We start from the raw sequence: 17,043 nt of genomic DNA on the forward strand, positions 1-17,043 counted from the left end.
CTCACGCTCCGGCGGTGGCGACGAGGACGACGGCGATCGCCAGGACGACGGTCCCTGCGAGCAGGGCGCTGAGATAGGTCTGCACGTTGCCGGTCTGGGCACGGCGGACGGCCCGGCCCAGCCAGTTGGGTACGGCGGCGGCGCCGCGCACATAGGTCTCGACGACCTCGCGGTCGAGGAAGCGGACCAGTGAGGCCGCGGCCATGACCGGCCGGACGAACAGGGCCGCGTAGACGGCGTCCAGGTGGAAGCCGGTGGCCGCGTGGCGGTGCAGCGGGCCGAGCAGGAGACGGCCCGGGTCCGCCGGATCGGGGGCGTAGGCGATGTCCCCGTACGCGGCCGCATGGGTCGCGATGGCCTCGGCCTCGACGACGCCGCCGTCCGCGTCGGGGTGGGCGGCCACGGCGCCGAGCGGGGCACCCGCGGCGAGGGCCGTGGTGTGGCGCCAGGCCGCGTAGGTGACGAGCCCGCCGACGAGGGCGACGCCGGTGCCGAGGACGGAGGTGGTGAGGGTCGGGGCCAGCGAACGGCCGTCGAACCAGTCGGGCACGACGCCGACGGTGAGACCGAAGGCGAGCGAGGGGATCGCCAGGACCCACAGGACGGCGTTCATCGCGACCGGCTGCTTGCCGTGGTCGGGGGCCTCGGCGCCGTGGCCCCGGAAGACCAGGAGCCAAAGGCGCGTGGCGTACGCGGCGGTGAGCAGAGCCGTGAGAAGGCCGGACACGAGGACGATCCAGCCCGCCGAGGACGGGATCGCCTCGGCGTGGCCGGTGGCCGCGTGCTCGGCGGAGCCGAGGACGGCCTCCTTGGAGAAGAAGCCGCTGAACGGCGGGATCGCGGCGAGCGCGAGGAGCGCCACGGTCATCGTCCAGTAGGCGTCGGGGACGCGGTCGCGCAGGCCCTTCATACGGGACATGGCGGCGAGCGAGTTGGTGCCGGCGGCGTGGATGACCACGCCCGCCCCGAGGAACAGCAGCGCCTTGAAGGCGCCGTGCGACAGGAGGTGGAAGACGGCGGCGCCGCGGTCGCCGACGGCGAGGGCGCCGGTCATGTAACCGAGCTGGCCGATCGTCGAGTACGCGAGGACGCGCTTGATGTCGTCCTGCGCGAGGGCGGCCAGCGCCGAGCCGGTCATGGTGACGGCGGCCATGACGGCGAGGACGACCAGGGCGGCGCCGGAGCCGGCGAAGACGGGGAGGAGCCGGGCGACGAAGTAGACACCGGCGGCGACCATCGTCGCGGCATGGATCAGCGCGGAGACCGGCGTGGGGCCGGCCATCGCGTCGGGCAGCCAGGTGTGCAGCGGGAACTGCGCGGACTTGCCCGCCACTCCCGCGAGGAGCAGCAGCGCGATCAGCGTGGGGTGGTCGAGGCCGCCGCTCGCGACGGCGCCGAGGACCGTCGTGATGCGGAAGGACCCGGCGTCCACGGCGAGCGCGAACAGGCCGATCAGGAAGGGGACGTCGCCGAGCTTCGTGACCAGGAACGCCTTGAGGGACGCGGCGCGCGCCTGCGGTGTCTCCCAGTAGTGGCCGACGAGGAAGTACGAGCAGATGCCCATGACTTCCCAGCCGACGAGCAGCACCATCAGGTCGCCCGAGTAGACGACGAGAAGCATCGCGGAGGTGAAGAGGGAGACGAGCGCGGCGTAGGACGGGTAGCGCGGGTCGTCGCGCAGGTAGGCCGTCGAGTAGATCTGCACACACGACGCGACGACGCAGACCAGGACGGCGACGAGCGCGGCGAAGCCGTCGATGTACAGGGCGAGCTCGATGGGGACCGAGCCCGTCGGGGTGAGTTCGGTGGCCGCGTCGATGCTCGCGCCGCCGCCTTGGCGCACGGCGACGAGGACGGTGAGGGCCAGCGCCGCGAGGGTCGGCAGCACGGCGAGGGGCCGTACGAAGCCGGGCGCGGTGCGGCCCAGGAGCAGTCCCGCCGCCGCGGCGAGGAACGGGAGGAGGGGGACGAGCACGGCGAGGGTCGTGGTGGTCACGCGGTGGCCTCGGCCTTCTCGTCCGTGACGGCCTCGGCGCCGGCGTCCGGTGCGGAGCCGTCGGGGAGGGAGCCGTCGGGTCCGCCGTCGTCCGGGGACTCGGCGGTGTCACGGAGCTTGTCGATGTCGGAGGTGCCGCGACCGCGGTACACGGCGAGCACGATCGCGAGTCCGATGCCGATCTCGGCCGCGGCGATGGCGATGGTGAACAGGGTCAGCGCCTGGCCGGAGTGGAGGGTGTCGCGGGCCGCCTTGCTGAGCCAGACGTCGAAGGCGACGAGGTTGAGGTTGACGGCGTTGAGCATCAGCTCGACGGACATCAGGACCAGGATCGCGTTGCGGCGGGCCAGCACTCCGTACAGGCCGGTGCAGAAGAGCAGGGAGGAGAGGACGGCGGGGTAGGCGAGGTGCATCAGCGGTTCCCCTCCCGGGCCTTGGTGTTCGTGTCCTGTGCCTTCGTGTTCGTGTCCTGTGCCCTGGCGGTCCTGCGGGACAGGACGATCGCGCCGACCAGGGCCGCGAGCAGCAGGACCGAGAGGGCCTCGAAGGGCAGCACCCAGTGCTGGAAGAGGATCGATCCGGTCACCGCGGTGGTGCCCTGGGGTACGCCGTCGAGGTCGACCCAGGTGGTACGGAAGGCGTCCACGACGACCCAGACGAGGGCGGCGGCCGCGGCGACGGCGACCGTCAGCGCGGCCCACCGGTTGCCCGAGTCGGCGTCCGGGGAGCGGCCGATGGGCGCCCTCGTGAGCATCAGTCCGAACAGGAGGAGGACGACGACGGAGCCGACGTAGATGAGGACCTGCACCCAGGCGATGAACTCGGCGGTGAGCAGCAGGTACTCGACGGCGAGGCCGCCGAGGGAGACGACCAGCCACAGGGCCGCGTGCACCAGCTGCTTGGTGGTGACGGTGACGATCGCGGCACCGAAGGTGACCAGGCCGACGAGGAGGAACGCGATCTCGACGCCGGTCGGCGAGAGGAATCCGTGGGTCTGCGTGGCCGCGGTGGCGGCCGCTGCGACGGAGGTCACGCGGGTCCCTCCTCTCCGGGGGTGGATTCGCCGGCTGTGGATTCGCCGGGGGTGGGTTCTTCCGCGGCGGCGGCCTGCGCGGCGGCCAGCTTGTCGGCGGCCTTGCGGGCGGCGGCGAGTTCCTTGGGTTCCTCGGCCGCCGGGTCGAGCGCGGGCGGGGCCGGGACGGTCCACATCCACTCGCGGAGCCGGTCGCGTTCGTGGGTGAGTTCGTGGATGTCCGTCTCCGCGTACTCGAACTCCGGGGACCAGAACAGCGCGTCGAAAGGACACACCTCGATGCAGATACCGCAGTACATGCACAGGGCGAAGTCGATGGCGAAGCGGTCGAGGACGTTGCGGCTGCGCTCGCGGCCGCCCTCGACGGCGGCCGGCACCGTCTCCTTGTGGGAGTCGATGTAGATGCACCAGTCGGGGCACTCGCGGGCGCACAGCATGCAGACCGTGCAGTTCTCCTCGAACAGACCGATGACGCCACGGGTCCGCGGCGGCAGTTCGGGCTGGACGTCCGGGTACTGCTGGGTGACGGTCTTACGCGTCATCGTGCGGAGGGTGACGGCGAGGCCCTTGGCGAGACCTGCGCCTGGGATCGGAGCCACTAGTTGATCGCCACCTTCACGATTCCGGTGAGCGCGATCTGCGCGAGTGCGAGGGGGACGAGGAGGGTCCAGGAAAGCTTCTGGAGCTGGTCCTCGCGGAGACGGGGGTAGGTGACACGCAGCCAGATCACGACGAACGCGAGGACGGCGGTCTTCAGCAGCGTCCAGACCCAGCCGAGGCCGTCGGCGCCCCACGGCCCGTGCCAGCCGCCCAGGAACAGGACAGTGGTGAGTCCGCACAGGACGACGATCCCTGCGTACTCGGCGAGCAGGAACAGGGCGAAGCGCAGGCCCGTGTACTCGGTGTAGGCGCCGAAGATGATCTCGGAGTCGGCGACCGGCATGTCGAAGGGCGGGCGCTGGAGTTCGGCGAGGCCCGCCACGAAGAAGACGAGAGCGCCGACGATCTGCCACGGCACCCACCACCACTCGAACGCGTCGACGATGCCGGGCAGCGAGACGGTGCCGGCGGCCATCGCGACCGAGGCGGCGGCGAGCAGCATCGGCAGTTCGTAGGCGAGGAGCTGCGCGGCGGTGCGCAGGCCGCCCAGGAGGGAGAACTTGTTGGCCGACGCCCAGCCCGCCATGAGCGAGCCGAGCACTCCGACGCCCATGACGGCGAGTACGAAGAAGATGCCGGCGTCGACGACCTGGCCGACCGCGCCCTCGCTCGGGCCGATGGGGATGGCGAGCAGGACGAGGAGGTACGGCAGGAGCGCGACTGCGGGCGCCAGCTGGAAGATGCGGCGGTCCGCGTCGGCGGGGACGACGTCTTCCTTCTGCGCGAACTTCACGCCGTCGGCGACGAGCTGGGCCCACCCGTGGAAGCCGCCCGCGTACATCGGGCCGAGTCGGCCCTGCATGTGCGCCATCACCTTGTGCTCGGTCTGGCCGACGACGAGGGGCAGGACGAGGAAGGCGACGAAGACGACGATGAGCCGCAGAGCGACGTCGAGAACGTCGTTCACTCCGTTCCTCCTGAGGGGGTTTCGGGGGCTTCGGGGGTGGCCGGGGCGTCCGGGGCCTCGGGGGTGGCCGGGGCGTCCGGGGCCTCGGAGGTAGCCGGAGCATCCGGAGCTTCCGAGGTAGCCGGAGCATCCGGTGCGTCGTCCGGGGCGTCCGGTGTTTCAGGCGTGGGCTCCTCGGGCGTGGCCGGTTTCGGCTCGTCGAAGGCCGGGCGGGCGTGGTGCCAGGGCGCGTCACCGGTGCCGCCGGACTTGCCCGCGGCGTCGGGTTTCGGCGCCGCGGGAGTCTTGGGCGCCGCAGGGCTCTCCGGTGCCGCAGGGACCTCCGGTGCCGCAGGGGCCTCAGGAGTTGGCGACGTCTGCGAAGCCGACCCCTGCGACGCGCTCCGCGAGCGCCTCGGGGGTGCGGCAGCCGCCGCATCCGTGCCAGCCGGGGCGGCCTGGCTGGCCGACCCCTCCCCCGCCGTGCGCGTCCGCCGCACCGGACGGTCGCCCGCCGCGCGCGCCGCGCCACGGGCCGGGCGGGCCGGGGCGGGCGGAAGCTGGCCCTTCAGCGGGCCCCACTCGTTCGGGTCCGGAACACCCGGCGGCAGCATCTGACGCCGCTTCGGCGCGCCGTGCCCCGCAGACTCCCCCGGCTCCTTGGCTCCCGGCCACGCCTTCACGACCCGCGCCGCGAGCACGAAGTCCTTCCGCAGGGGATGGCCCTCGAAGCCGTCGGGGAGGAGGAGCGGCACCAGGTGCGGGTGGCCCTCGAAGCGGACGCCGAACATCTCGTGCGTCTCGCGCTCGTGCCAGCCCGCGCCCGCGTACACGTCGACCGCGGTGGCCAGGACGGGGGCGTCGTGCGGCACGGTCGTGCGCAGGAGCAGTCGGCGTACGGGAGACAGGGCGACGACGTGCGCGCAGACGCGGAACCCGGTGCCGGGCTCGTCGACCGCGCTCAGCCAGTCGAAGTAGGTGCAGCCCAGCGTGGTGCGGGCCGTTTCGAGGGCGGCGATCCACGTGGCCGCGGGAACATCGACGGTGAGGACCTCGTACGACTCCTCAGCCGTGGCGTCGGGGCCGAAGATCTCCTCGACGGGTCGGGGCAGCCAGCCGGTCACCGCTCGCCCTCCCCGGAGTCGTCGCGCGTCGGGACCGGCGGCTTCACGAGGCCGCTGCTGAGGGCGGCCGCCGACGGCCGTCCCGCCGCCGCGTCGGCGCCGTAGCGCTCGCCGAGCGACTCGCGCGCGATCTTCTCCTGAAGCTTGAGGATGCCCTGGAGCAGCGCCTCCGGCCGGGGCGGGCACCCGGGCACGTACACATCGACCGGGATGATCTGGTCGACGCCCTTGGTGACCGAGTACGAGTCCCAGTACGGGCCGCCGCAGTTGGAGCAGGCGCCGAACGAGATGACGTACTTGGGCTCGGGCATCTGCTCGTACAGGCGCTTCACGGCCGGGGCCATCTTGTCCGTGACCGTGCCGGAGACGACCATCAGGTCGGCCTGGCGCGGGCCCGGCGCGAAGGGGATGACGCCGAGGCGGATGAAGTCGTGCCGCGCCATGGACGCCGCGATGAACTCGATGGCGCAGCAGGCCAGGCCGAAGTTGAAGACCCAGAGCGAGTAGCGGCGGCCCCAGTTGAGGACCACCTTCATCGGCTCGGGGGCCAGGCGGGACAGCACACCCAGCTTCTTCGGGCTGACGGGCTCCGGCAGGAGCACGGGCTCCGAGGGGGTCACGTCCATGTGAGGACGCCCTTCTTGTATGCGTACAGCAGGCCCACGGCGAGGAAGCCGAGGAAGATGAACATCTCCACGAGCGTCGCCGCGCCGAACTGCGGATCGGCGAAGACGGTCGCCCACGGGAAGAGGAAGATCGAGTCGACGGCGAAGACGACGTAGAGGAACGCGTAGACGTAGTAGCGGACCTGGGTGTGGGCCCAGCCTTCGCCGACGGGGTCGACTCCGCACTCGTACGTCAGGAGTTTCTCGGGGGTCGGGACCACCGGCCTCAGCAGCCGCCCCGCGCCGAAGGCGACGGCCACGAACAGGACGCCCACGACGGCAATTGCGCCGACTACAGAGTACGTCTGGAAGTAGCCCGCGGCGACGATGGTCGATTCCGGCACGTCCGCCCCTCGCTCCGTGGTGTTCGACGATCTGTACGCACGGGAGTCTAGGGCCTGTTAAAGAGACGGTAAGCAGGCGTCCAGGGTTGAGGTGGGGTTATCCCCCGTCGGGTCCGGCAGCCCGCCTCATGGCGCCCCGGCGCCCGGCCGGGCACGCTGTCGCATATGACCGCTCGCATCGTCACCACAGAGCCGGACGTGGACCGTCCGCCGGCCCCGCGCTTCGCCTTCGACCGGCACACCTGGAAGGAGATCGCGTATCTCCTCAGCAATCTGCCGATCGCCGTGCTCGGCTTCATCTATGTCGTGACGATGCTGGCCACCGGCGTCGGCCTGGCCGTGACGGTGATCGGTCTGCCCGTTCTCGCGGCCGGTCTGCTCGGCGCGCGTCAGCTCGGCAAGGCGGAGCGGGGGCGGGCCCGCGCGCTGCTCGGACTGCGCATCGAGGAGCCGAGCCCGCTGCCGCGCAGCCGCGACGAGGGCTTCTTCGGCCGGCTGTGGTCCGGCCTGAAGGACCCGGTGGGCTGGCGGGCGGTGCTCTACGAGTTCATACGGCTGCCGTGGGGTGTGCTCACGTTCGCCATCACGCTGACCGGTCTCTTCGTGCTGTGGCCGGTGCTCCCGTTCATCGTGCGGGGCCTGACCAACGCGGACCGGGCGATGGCGCGGGCGCTCCTGTCGCCGTCGGACGAACTGGAGCGGCGGATCGCCGAGCTGGAGTCGGACCGGGGCGTCGTCGTCGACACGGCCGCCGCCGACCTGCGCCGCATCGAGCGCGACCTGCACGACGGCGCACAGGCCCGCCTGGTCAACCTCGCGATGGGCCTCGGTCTTGCGAAGGAGAAGCTCCTCGAGGACCCGGACGCCGCTGCCGCCATGGTCGACGAGGCACACGGCGAGGTGAAGCTGGCGCTTCAGGAGCTGCGCGATCTGGCCCGCGGCATCCACCCGGCGGTCCTCACCGACCGCGGCCTGGACGCGGCACTCTCCTCCGTGGCCTCGCGCTGCACGGTTCCGGTGAAGGTCACGGCGGACCTGCCTCAGCGGCCCGCCGCGGCGATCGAGGGCATCGCGTACTTCACGGTGTCCGAGCTGCTGCAGAACGTCAGCAAACACAGCGGTGCGCGGTCGGCGTCGGTCGACGTGTGGCGCTCCGCGGACCGGCTGCTGATCCAGGTGCAGGACGACGGGCGCGGCGGCGCGAGCCTCGACAAGGGCACGGGCATGTCGGGCCTCGCGGACCGGCTCGGCGCGGTGGACGGCCTGTTCGTCGTGGACTCGCCGGAGGGCGGTCCGACGACGGTGACCGCGGAGCTGCCCTGGCGCGACCGCACACCCGCGTAAGCGGCACGGCTGCGGCCGGCGGGGTAGGGAAAACCCCCGGTCCAAGACGCCGACCGGCTCCATGGTCGCGAGGCGTCGCCGCGAGGAGTCTGGAAGTACCAGGCGGACGAGCAGAACGGACGGACCTCACCGATGATCACGCCCACGCAGTACGGACAGGGACACGGCTACCGCGACGACGCGGTGGCCGGGGAACGGCGCCGCCGTCTCCCGGCCGGGCTGCGCGCGCCGTTCGAGGCCCGTACGTTCCGCGAGCTCGGCTATCTGCTCCTGAGCCTCCCGCTCAGCATCATCACGTTCGTGTACGCGGTGACGATGGTGTCGCTCGGCGCCGGCCTGCTGATCACGTTCCTTGGCATCCCGGTGCTGGCCGCCGCCCTCGCCGGGGCGCGCGGATTCGCCGCGATGGAGCGGGCCAGGGCGCGCGCACTGCTCGGCATCGACGTCGGCACGCCGGTCCCGCTGCGGCCCCGCACGCACGGCCCGATGGCGTGGATGGGCGCCTTCCTCAAGAGCGGCGAGTCGTGGCGCAACCTGCTGTACACGGTCGTGCACTTCCCGTGGGCGGTCTTCGCGTTCAACGTCGCGCTGGTCTTCTGGACGGTGGGCTGGTCCCTGCTCACGTATCCGCTGTGGCAGTGGGTCTTCCCCATGTACACCGGCCAGGGCGGGATCCAGCTCTACGGCGACGGCGCGCACAACATCTACCTGGACAACCCCTTCGAGATCACCGTCACCGCGGCGGTCGGCCTGCTGATCACGCTCGCGACGCCGTGGATCATCAGGGCGCTGGCCTCCGTGGACCGGGCACTGGTGGGCGGGCTGCTCGGCCCGTCGCGGCTTGCCACGCGCGTCGTGCAGCTGGAGTCGGACCGCGGCGTCGTCGTCGACACGGCCGCTGCCGACCTGCGCCGTATCGAGCGCGACCTGCACGACGGCGCACAGGCCCGCCTGGTCAGCCTCGCGATGGATCTGGGGCTCGCCAAGGAGAAGCTGACGGAGGACCCGCAGGAGGCGGCGCGCATGGTGGACGAGGCGCACGGCGAGGTGAAGACGGCGCTCCAGGAGCTGCGGGATCTGGCCCGCGGCATCCACCCCGCCATCCTGACCGACCGCGGCCTGGACGCGGCCCTGTCCTCCGTGGCCTCCCGCTGCACGGTTCCGGTGCAGGTCGAGGTCGACCTGCCCGCGCGGCCGGCCCCGGCCATCGAGGGCATCGCCTACTTCACGGTCAGCGAGCTCCTGCAGAACGTCAGCAAGCACAGCCGGGCGACACGCGCCACGGTCGACGTGTGGCGGGTCGAGGACCGGCTGATGCTCCAGGTGACGGACAACGGGGTGGGCGGCGCCCACGCCGCCGCCGGCTCCGGCCTCGCCGGGCTCGCCGAGCGGCTCGACGCCGTCGACGGGATCCTCCTGGTGGACTCACCGGCGGTGGGCCCGACCCGGATCACGGCGGAACTGCCGTGGCGGCGCGCCTGACGACCAGCTCCCGCGTGTGCGGTGCACCTCTTCCCGGGGTGCACCGCACACGCGTGTCCTTCCTCTTCACGGCCAATCCCGGCGCCACGGCCCGGGACCGTCCGGATGCTGGGATGCTGGTGGCTGTTGAACGGGTGGGACGGGCTGTGGGGGGCCGAGAAACGTGGAGGACAGAGTGCGAGTGGTCATCGCCGAGGATTCAGTGCTGCTCAGGGAGGGCCTGACCCGGTTGCTGACCGACCGCGGGCACGACGTGGTGGCAGGCGTGGGCGACGGGGACGCGCTGGTCAAGACCATCACCGACCTGGCCGCGCAGGACGCGCTGCCGGACGTCGTGGTCGCCGACGTGCGGATGCCGCCGACCCACACGGACGAGGGCGTGCGCGCCGCGGTCCTGCTGCGCAAGCAGCACCCGGGGCTCGGGGTGCTGGTCCTTTCGCAGTACGTGGAGGAGCAGTACGCGACCGAACTGCTCGCCGGTTCCAGCCACGGTGTGGGCTATCTGCTCAAGGACCGGGTGGCCGAGGTGCGCGAGTTCGTGGACGCGGTCGTGCGAGTGGCGCAGGGCGGTACGGCGCTCGACCCCGAGGTGGTGGCCCAGCTCCTTGGGCGCAGCCGCAAGCAGGACGTGCTGGCGGGGCTGACCCCGCGTGAGCGCGAGGTGCTCGGCCTGATGGCCGAGGGTCGGACGAACTCGGCGATCGCGCGTCAACTGGTCGTGAGCGACGGCGCGGTGGAGAAGCACGTCAGCAATATCTTCCTGAAGCTGGGGCTGTCCCCGAGTGACGGGGATCACCGGCGTGTTCTGGCGGTGCTCACCTACCTGAACTCGTGAAGACCTGACACTCTGTCAGATATGGCGGGAATCGGTTGGCGGACTCCAGGGCGCTCCGGGCCGACTTCAGGGCCGGCTCCAGTGTCGATTCCAGGGCCGGCTCCGGGGTCGGCCCTGAGCCGGTCCTAGAACCAAAGGATGAGTGGGCGCGTCTTCGAACAGGGGGCCATGGGGGTGGGTAAATCATGCCAAACAAGGTCATCAGGGTGTCTCATTGTCGCGTCCACCATGCGAACTAACCAGGGAAGGCGACCCTTACAGACGTAGGGTGGGCCATGGAGAGGCCGGTCGGCCGGCCGCTCCCGCAGAGCCGCCTCGAGGGAGGTCCAGTTCAGTGACCAGCCAGGTCAGTAGCCCGGCCGAGCAGGCCGATGGCGCAGTGGTCGGAGAGCAGCGCAAACACGCGAACGACAAGGACGTGCAGCGTCTGGACCGGGTGATCATTCGGTTCGCGGGTGACTCGGGCGATGGTATGCAGCTGACGGGTGACCGGTTCACTTCGGAGACGGCGTCGTTCGGGAATGATCTGTCCACGCTGCCGAACTTTCCCGCCGAGATTCGGGCGCCCGCGGGCACGTTGCCGGGTGTGTCGTCGTTCCAGTTGCATTTCGCGGACCATGACATTCTGACGCCGGGTGACGCGCCGAATGTTTTGGTGGCGATGAATCCGGCGGCGCTGAAGGCGAACATCGCGGATGTGCCGCGTGGTGCGGAGATCATCGTCAACACGGACGAGTTCACCAAGCGGGCGATGCAGAAGGTCGGTTACGGCACGTCTCCGCTGGAGGACGGTTCGCTGGACGGCTATCAGGTGCATCGGGTGCCGTTGACGACGCTGACGGTTCAGGCGCTGGAGGAGTTCGAGCTGTCGCGTAAGGACGCGGGCCGTTCGAAGAACATGTTCGCGCTGGGTCTGCTGTCGTGGATGTATCACCGGCCGACCGAGGGCACGGAGAGGTTCCTGCGTTCGAAGTTCGCGAAGCAGCCGCAGATCGCGGAGGCGAACATCGCGGCTTTTCATGCGGGCTGGAACTTCGGTGAGACGACGGAGGACTTCGCGGTCTCCTACGAGGTCGCCCCGGCCGCGTCCGCGTTCCCGACGGGCACCTACCGCAACATTTCGGGGAATCTGGCGCTGTCCTACGGGTTGATCGCGGCGTCCCGGCAGGCGGACCTGCCGTTGTATCTGGGCTCGTATCCGATCACGCCGGCCTCGGACATCCTGCATGAGCTGTCGAAGCACAAGAACTTCGGTGTGCGCACGTTCCAGGCGGAGGACGAGATCGCTGGGATCGGGGCGGCGCTGGGTGCGGCGTTCGGCGGTTCCCTGGCCGTCACGACGACTTCCGGTCCCGGTGTGGCGCTGAAGTCGGAGACGATCGGGCTCGCGGTCTCCCTCGAACTGCCGCTCCTGGTCGTGGACATCCAGCGCGGCGGCCCCTCGACGGGTCTGCCGACGAAGACCGAGCAGGCGGATCTGCTGCAGGCGATGTACGGGCGTAACGGTGAGGCGCCGGTTCCGGTGGTGGCGCCGAAGACGCCGGCGGACTGTTTCGACGCGGCGATCGAGGCGGCCCGGATCGCGATCACCTACCGGACCCCGGTGTTCCTCCTCTCGGACGGCTATCTGGCCAACGGGTCGGAGCCGTGGCGCATCCCGGAGATCGACCAACTCCCCGATCTGCGGACCCAGTTCGCGTCGGGGCCGAATCACACCGACGCGGACGGTGCGGAGGTGTTCTGGCCGTACAAGCGCGATGCGAAAACCCTGGCCCGCCCGTGGGCGATCCCGGGCACGCCGGGTCTTGAACACCGTATCGGCGGGATCGAGAAACAGGACGGCACAGGCAACATCTCCTACGATCCAGCCAACCACGAGTTCATGGTCCGCACCCGGCAGGCCAAGATCGACGGGATCGAGGTGGCGGACATCGAGGTCGACGACGCCCGCGGCGACGCCGACACCCTGGTGCTGGGCTGGGGTTCGACCTATGGACCGATCACCGCGGCGGTGCGCCGGCTGCGCACGGCGGGCGAGAACATCGCGCAGGCCCATCTGCGCCACCTCAACCCGTTCCCGAAGAACCTCGGCGAGGTCCTCGCCCGCTACGAACGCGTCGTCGTCCCGGAGATGAACCTCGGCCAGCTCGCCACCCTCATCCGGGCCAGATATCTGGTGGACGCCCACTCCTACAACCAGGTCAACGGCATGCCGTTCAAGGCCGAGCAGCTCGCCACGGCTCTCAAGGAGGCCATCCATGGCTGACACCGGCACGAAAGGCACGGGCACGATCGAGGCGCTCTCGCTGGTACCCAAGGCCGAGGCCGAGCAGTCCATGAAGGACTTCAAGTCCGACCAGGAAGTGCGCTGGTGCCCCGGCTGCGGTGACTACGCGATCCTCGCCGCCGTGCAGGGCTTCATGCCCGAACTCGGCCTGGCGAAGGAGAACATCGTCTTCGTCTCGGGCATCGGCTGCTCCTCCCGCTTCCCGTACTACATGAACACCTACGGGATGCACTCCATCCACGGCCGCGCCCCGGCCATCGCGACCGGCCTGGCCTCCAGCCGCCGCGACCTGTCCGTGTGGGTGATCACCGGAGACGGCGACGCCCTGTCCATCGGCGGCAACCACCTCATCCACGCCCTGCGCCGCAACGTGAACCTGAAGATCCTCCTGTTCAACAACCGGATCTACGGGCTCACCAAGGGCCAGTACAGCCCCACCTCCGAGGTCGGCAAGATCACCAAGTCCACGCCGATGGGCTCCCTCGACGCACCCTTCAACCCGGTCTCCCTCGCACTGGGCGCGGAAGCCTCCTTCGTGGCCCGCACCGTCGACTCCGACCGCAGACACCTCACCGACGTGCTGCGGCAGGCGGCCGCCCACCCCGGCACCGCCCTCGTCGAGATCTACCAGAACTGCAACATCTTCAACGACGGCGCCTTCGAAGTCCTCAAAGACAAGCAACAGGCCGAGGAGGCGGTCATCCGCCTCGAACACGGGCAGCCGATCCGCTTCGGCACCGACCTCGCCAAGGGCGTCGTACGGGACCCGCAGACCGGTGACCTGGAGGTCGTCGACGTGAACGAGGACAACCAGTCACAGATCCTCGTCCACGACGCACACACGGCCTCACCCACCACCGCGTTCGCCCTGTCCCGCCTGGCCGACCCGCACACCCTGCACCACACCCCCATCGGCGTCTTCCGCTCCACCGAGCGGCCCGTCTACGACGTGCAGATGTCCGACCAGCTCGACGAAGCAATCGAACAGAACGGAAAGGGCGACCTGGCCGCCCTGCTCGCCGGCGGCGACACCTGGACCGTCGTCGGCTAGTCGCCCCCGCACCCGAACAGACCCGCGTCCCCCTACGGGGCGCGGGTCTCGTCGTATGCGCTGCGGGCCTGCGCCACCGCTTCCATGCGGCGTTCCGTCCAGGTCGCCAGCGTGCGGACCTGTTCCGCCGCCTCGCGGCCGAGGCCGGTGAGCGAGTAGTCCACGCGCGGCGGGATGACCGGCTTCGCGTCGCGGTACACCATGCCGTCGCGCTCCAGGGTCTGGAGCGTCTGCGTGAGCATCTTCTCGCTGACGCGGCCGATCTCCCGGCGCAGCTCACTGAACCGGTACGAGCGCTCCTCAAGGGCGATCAGGACGAGGACGCCCCAGCGACTGGTGACGTGTTCGAGCACGAGGCGGTACGGGCACATGTCCTCGCCGCCGGAACTCCCCTTACTTACTGCCATGCCAGTACCTTACTTCAAAGTGGGTACTTTCCAATAGTTAGCGCTACCCGTAGGCTCGGTACCAGATAAGCCCCTAAGGTCAGATAACCCCCTAAGAGGAGATTCCAGACATGAGCATCGTCGTCACCGGAGCCACCGGACACCTCGGCCGTCTCGTCATCGACGGCCTCCTCGCCGCCGGCGTCCCGGCGGAGCGCATCGCCGCCGTCGTCCGCGACAAGGAGAAGGCCGCCGGCCTCGCCGCCCGCGGCGTCGAGCTGCGGATCGCCGACTACAGCGCGCCCGAGACGCTGACCGGGGCCTTCGCCACCGGGGACAGGGGCCTGCTGATCTCCGGCAGCGAGGTCGGGCAGCGCGTGGCGCAGCACCAGGCCGTGATCGACGCCGCGAAGGGCGCGGGCGTCGCGCTGCTGGCGTACACGGGCGTCCTCGGCGGGCCCGGTGCCGACTTCGACCTGGCGGCCGAGCACAAGGTGACCGAGCAGGCGATCCTCGACTCCGGTCTGCCGTACACGTTCCTGCGCAACGGCTGGTACCACGAGAACTACACCGAGAACCTCGCCCCGGTCCTGGAGCACGGCGCCGTCACCGCCTCCGCGGGCGCGGGCCGCGTCGCCTCCGCCTCCCGCGCCGACTACGCCGCCGCCGCGGTGGCCGTCCTCACCGGCGAGGGCCACGAGAACCAGGCGTACGAGCTGAGCGGCGACGTCGCCTGGTCCTTCGCGGAGTACGCCGCCGAGCTGTCGAAGCAGACCGGCCGGACGATCACGTACAACTCCGTCACGCCCGAGCAGAACCGGGAGATCCTGCTCGGCGCCGGACTGCCCGCGCCCGTCGCCGACATCTTCGTCGGCGTCGACACCGCCATCGAGCAGGGCCTGCTCGCCGCCACCGGCGGCGACCTGTCCCGGCTGACCGGCCGCCCCACCACCCCGCTCGCGGACGCGATCAAGGCCGCGCTCGCCTAGGAACGGGCGGTCTCCCACCTGCACAGATGTCCTGTCATGACCGTATAGAGATACGGACATGACAGCCGGTGCCCCGCGGCGCTACCTTCATGGGTGGCCGCCACGGGGCGTCCGCGCGTGTGGAGGAGGGGCCGTGGAGGCTGGGCAGTCGAGAAGCGAACAGCGCACAGGACTGTTGAACGGCATCGCGGCCTACGGAATGTGGGGCCTGGTGCCCCTGTTCTGGCCCCTGCTCAAGCCCGCCGGCGCCGGTGAGATCCTCGCCCACCGGATGGTGTGGTCGCTGGCCGTGGTCGGCATCGCCCTGCTCTTCGTGCGCCGCTGGGCCTGGGCCGGTGAGCTGCTGCGCAACCCGCGCAGGCTGGCACTCGTCACCGTCGCCGCGGCCGTCATCACGGTCAACTGGGGCGTCTACATTTGGGCCGTGAACGCGGGCCATGTCGTCGAGGCCTCGCTCGGCTACTTCATCAATCCGCTGGTCACCATCGCCATGGGCGTCCTGCTCCTGGGCGAGCGACTGCGGCCCGCGCAGTGGGCGGCGGTCGGCGTCGGCCTCGCCGCGGTCCTCGTCCTCGCCTTCGGATACGGGCAGCCGCCCTGGATCTCCCTCTGCCTCGCCTTCTCCTTCGCCACGTACGGCCTGGTGAAGAAGAAGGTCAACCTCGGCGGCCTGGAGTCGCTCGCCGCCGAGACCGCGATCCAGTTCGTGCCCGCGCTCGCCTATCTGCTGTGGATCGGCGCGCAGGGCGAGTCCACCTTCGGCGACGGCGCGGGCCACGCCACGCTGCTCGCGGCGACGGGCCTGGTCACCGCGATCCCCCTGGTCTGCTTCGGCGCCGCCGCGATCCGCGTACCGCTGTCGACGCTGGGGCTGCTCCAGTACCTGGCGCCGGTCTTCCAGTTCCTGCTCGGCATCCTGTACTTCCACGAGGCGATGCCCGCCGAACGCTGGGCGGGCTTCGCTCTCGTGTGGGTGGCGCTCACGCTCCTGACGTGGGACGCGCTGCGGACGGCCCGGCGGGGGCGGATCGCGCTTGCCGAGCAGGAGGCACGGGTGACGGCCCCGGAGACGGTGCCGGAGTCGACGACGAATCCCCAGGCACAGACCCAGTCGCAGACCCAGTCGCAGACCCAGTCGCAGACCCAGTCGCAGTCGGAGCCGCAGACGGATCCGCGGCGCGAGCCGGCCGCCTGATCCCGCACGCCCCCGACACGAGCGCGGAAGAGGAGACGGCCGCAGCGGCGGACTACGCGAGCCGCCGTGACCCCCGGACCCCGGCGAACCCTCTGGACGGGATTACTTGCGCATGCATAAACTGCATGTGCAGGTAATCGGCGCGACCAACCGACCCCGGAGTGCCCTATGTCCCGCACGTTCCTCTTTCTGCTCGGCAGCAGCCGCGGCCAAGGAAACACCGAGATCCTGGCCCGCAAGGCCGCCGAGCAGCTCTCCCCCGAGGTCGGGCAGCGCTGGATCGACCTCACCGCGCACCCCCTCCCCGACTTCGAGGACCTGCGCCACGACAGCGACCACGCCCGGCCCACCGGCGACAACACGGCGCTGCTCCTGGACGCGACCCTCGAAGCCACCGACATCGTCATCGCGTCGCCGCTGTACTGGTACTCCCTCTCGGCCCCCACCAAGCGCTACCTCGACCACTGGTCGGGCTGGCTGCGCACCCCCGGCATCGACTTCAAGGCGACCCTCGAAGGGCGCACCCTGTGGGGCGTGACGGCGCTCGCCCACGAGGAGCAGGTCGTCGCGGACCCGCTGGTCGGCACGCTGCGCAACTCGGCCGCGTACATGGGCATGCGCTTCGGCGGCGTCCTGCTCGGCAACGGCAGCAAGCCCGGCGACGTGCTCAAGGACGAGGAGGCGCTACTGCGCGCCAAGACGTTCTTCGCGCCCGAACGGCAACCGGAGATCGCCCGCTTCCCGTACGAGGTGCGGTAGCACGGCA

The 17,043-nt window shown here is 70.6% G+C and carries 17 protein-coding genes; 8 read left to right on the top strand and 9 right to left on the bottom strand.

Annotated elements, in window-relative coordinates; all coding sequences use genetic code 11:
• Nucleotide 1: 1 nt before the first annotated feature.
• From OG758_RS22820 to OG758_RS22855, 8 genes are read right to left on the bottom strand one after another with little or no spacing between them, the layout of a single operon-like run.
• A complete protein-coding gene (locus OG758_RS22820) occupies nucleotides 2-1,996 on the bottom strand; it encodes an NADH-quinone oxidoreductase subunit 5 family protein (protein ID WP_326711681.1) in 1,995 nt (664 codons plus the stop codon).
• A complete protein-coding gene (gene nuoK, locus OG758_RS22825; RefSeq protein ID WP_326711682.1) occupies nucleotides 1,993-2,409 on the bottom strand; it encodes an NADH-quinone oxidoreductase subunit NuoK in 417 nt (138 codons plus the stop codon). Before nuoK ends, OG758_RS22820 begins: the two co-directional genes overlap by 4 nt.
• Nucleotides 2,409-3,029 carry an NADH-quinone oxidoreductase subunit J family protein gene (locus OG758_RS22830; protein WP_326711683.1) on the bottom strand — a complete coding sequence of 207 codons (621 nt, stop codon included), beginning with the start codon at nucleotides 3,027-3,029 and terminating at the stop codon, nucleotides 2,409-2,411. Before OG758_RS22830 ends, nuoK begins: the two co-directional genes overlap by 1 nt.
• The gene (locus tag OG758_RS22835) at nucleotides 3,026-3,628 is read right to left on the bottom strand and encodes a NuoI/complex I 23 kDa subunit family protein (RefSeq protein ID WP_326711684.1); all 603 of its coding nucleotides are present in this window, start codon (nucleotides 3,626-3,628) and stop codon (nucleotides 3,026-3,028) included. The genes OG758_RS22830 and OG758_RS22835 overlap by 4 nt, the downstream gene beginning before the upstream one ends.
• Nucleotides 3,628-4,596 (bottom strand): complex I subunit 1/NuoH family protein, encoded by a 969-nt coding sequence (locus OG758_RS22840; protein ID WP_326711685.1) that lies wholly within the window; start codon nucleotides 4,594-4,596, stop codon nucleotides 3,628-3,630. The genes OG758_RS22835 and OG758_RS22840 overlap by 1 nt, the downstream gene beginning before the upstream one ends.
• Entirely contained in the window at nucleotides 4,593-5,699 is a 1,107-nt protein-coding gene (locus tag OG758_RS22845; protein ID WP_326711686.1) for an NADH-quinone oxidoreductase subunit C, read from the bottom strand. Before OG758_RS22845 ends, OG758_RS22840 begins: the two co-directional genes overlap by 4 nt.
• Nucleotides 5,696-6,325 carry an NADH-quinone oxidoreductase subunit B gene (locus OG758_RS22850; RefSeq protein ID WP_266673248.1) on the bottom strand — a complete coding sequence of 210 codons (630 nt, stop codon included), beginning with the start codon at nucleotides 6,323-6,325 and terminating at the stop codon, nucleotides 5,696-5,698. The genes OG758_RS22845 and OG758_RS22850 overlap by 4 nt, the downstream gene beginning before the upstream one ends.
• Entirely contained in the window at nucleotides 6,316-6,708 is a 393-nt protein-coding gene (locus tag OG758_RS22855; protein WP_326711687.1) for an NADH-quinone oxidoreductase subunit A, read from the bottom strand. Before OG758_RS22855 ends, OG758_RS22850 begins: the two co-directional genes overlap by 10 nt.
• Nucleotides 6,709-6,873: 165 nt before the next feature.
• Here OG758_RS22855 and OG758_RS22860 point away from each other — a divergent pair, with 165 nt between their 5' ends.
• The 5 genes from OG758_RS22860 to OG758_RS22880 all read left to right on the top strand — a co-directional run bounded on the left by OG758_RS22860 (nucleotide 6,874) and on the right by OG758_RS22880 (nucleotide 13,707).
• A complete protein-coding gene (locus tag OG758_RS22860; RefSeq protein ID WP_326711688.1) occupies nucleotides 6,874-8,052 on the top strand; it encodes a sensor histidine kinase in 1,179 nt (392 codons plus the stop codon).
• A gap of 132 nt (nucleotides 8,053-8,184) precedes the next feature.
• A complete protein-coding gene (locus OG758_RS22865; protein ID WP_326711689.1) occupies nucleotides 8,185-9,534 on the top strand; it encodes a sensor histidine kinase in 1,350 nt (449 codons plus the stop codon).
• 175 nt (nucleotides 9,535-9,709) lie between these two features.
• Nucleotides 9,710-10,369, top strand: a complete 660-nt coding sequence (locus OG758_RS22870) for a response regulator transcription factor (RefSeq protein WP_276314690.1) — start codon at nucleotides 9,710-9,712, stop codon at nucleotides 10,367-10,369.
• Nucleotides 10,370-10,703: 334 nt separating this feature from the next.
• Nucleotides 10,704-12,635 (top strand): 2-oxoacid:acceptor oxidoreductase subunit alpha, encoded by a 1,932-nt coding sequence (locus tag OG758_RS22875; protein ID WP_326711690.1) that lies wholly within the window; start codon nucleotides 10,704-10,706, stop codon nucleotides 12,633-12,635.
• Nucleotides 12,628-13,707, top strand: a complete 1,080-nt coding sequence (locus tag OG758_RS22880; protein WP_326710788.1) for a 2-oxoacid:ferredoxin oxidoreductase subunit beta — start codon at nucleotides 12,628-12,630, stop codon at nucleotides 13,705-13,707. The genes OG758_RS22875 and OG758_RS22880 overlap by 8 nt, the downstream gene beginning before the upstream one ends.
• A gap of 32 nt (nucleotides 13,708-13,739) precedes the next feature.
• Here OG758_RS22880 and OG758_RS22885 read toward each other — a convergent pair whose 3' ends face one another.
• Nucleotides 13,740-14,114 carry a winged helix-turn-helix transcriptional regulator gene (locus OG758_RS22885; RefSeq protein WP_326711691.1) on the bottom strand — a complete coding sequence of 125 codons (375 nt, stop codon included), beginning with the start codon at nucleotides 14,112-14,114 and terminating at the stop codon, nucleotides 13,740-13,742.
• Between the two features lie 110 nt (nucleotides 14,115-14,224).
• Between OG758_RS22885 and OG758_RS22890 the strand changes: the two genes are divergently transcribed.
• The 3 genes from OG758_RS22890 (at nucleotide 14,225) to OG758_RS22900 (ending at nucleotide 17,036) form a co-directional block, all read left to right on the top strand.
• Nucleotides 14,225-15,082: an SDR family oxidoreductase gene (locus OG758_RS22890; protein ID WP_326711692.1), complete on the top strand. Its 858-nt coding sequence runs from the start codon at nucleotides 14,225-14,227 to the stop codon at nucleotides 15,080-15,082.
• Nucleotides 15,083-15,281: 199 nt separating this feature from the next.
• Nucleotides 15,282-16,277 (top strand): EamA family transporter RarD, encoded by a 996-nt coding sequence (gene rarD, locus OG758_RS22895; protein ID WP_326716001.1) that lies wholly within the window; start codon nucleotides 15,282-15,284, stop codon nucleotides 16,275-16,277.
• A gap of 168 nt (nucleotides 16,278-16,445) precedes the next feature.
• Nucleotides 16,446-17,036 carry a flavodoxin family protein gene (locus tag OG758_RS22900; RefSeq protein WP_326711693.1) on the top strand — a complete coding sequence of 197 codons (591 nt, stop codon included), beginning with the start codon at nucleotides 16,446-16,448 and terminating at the stop codon, nucleotides 17,034-17,036.
• Nucleotides 17,037-17,043 lie beyond the last annotated feature (7 nt).

The sequence above is a fragment of the Streptomyces sp. NBC_01474 genome, from assembly GCF_035918215.1.
Classification (GTDB): Bacteria; Actinomycetota; Actinomycetes; order Streptomycetales; family Streptomycetaceae; genus Streptomyces; species Streptomyces aureus.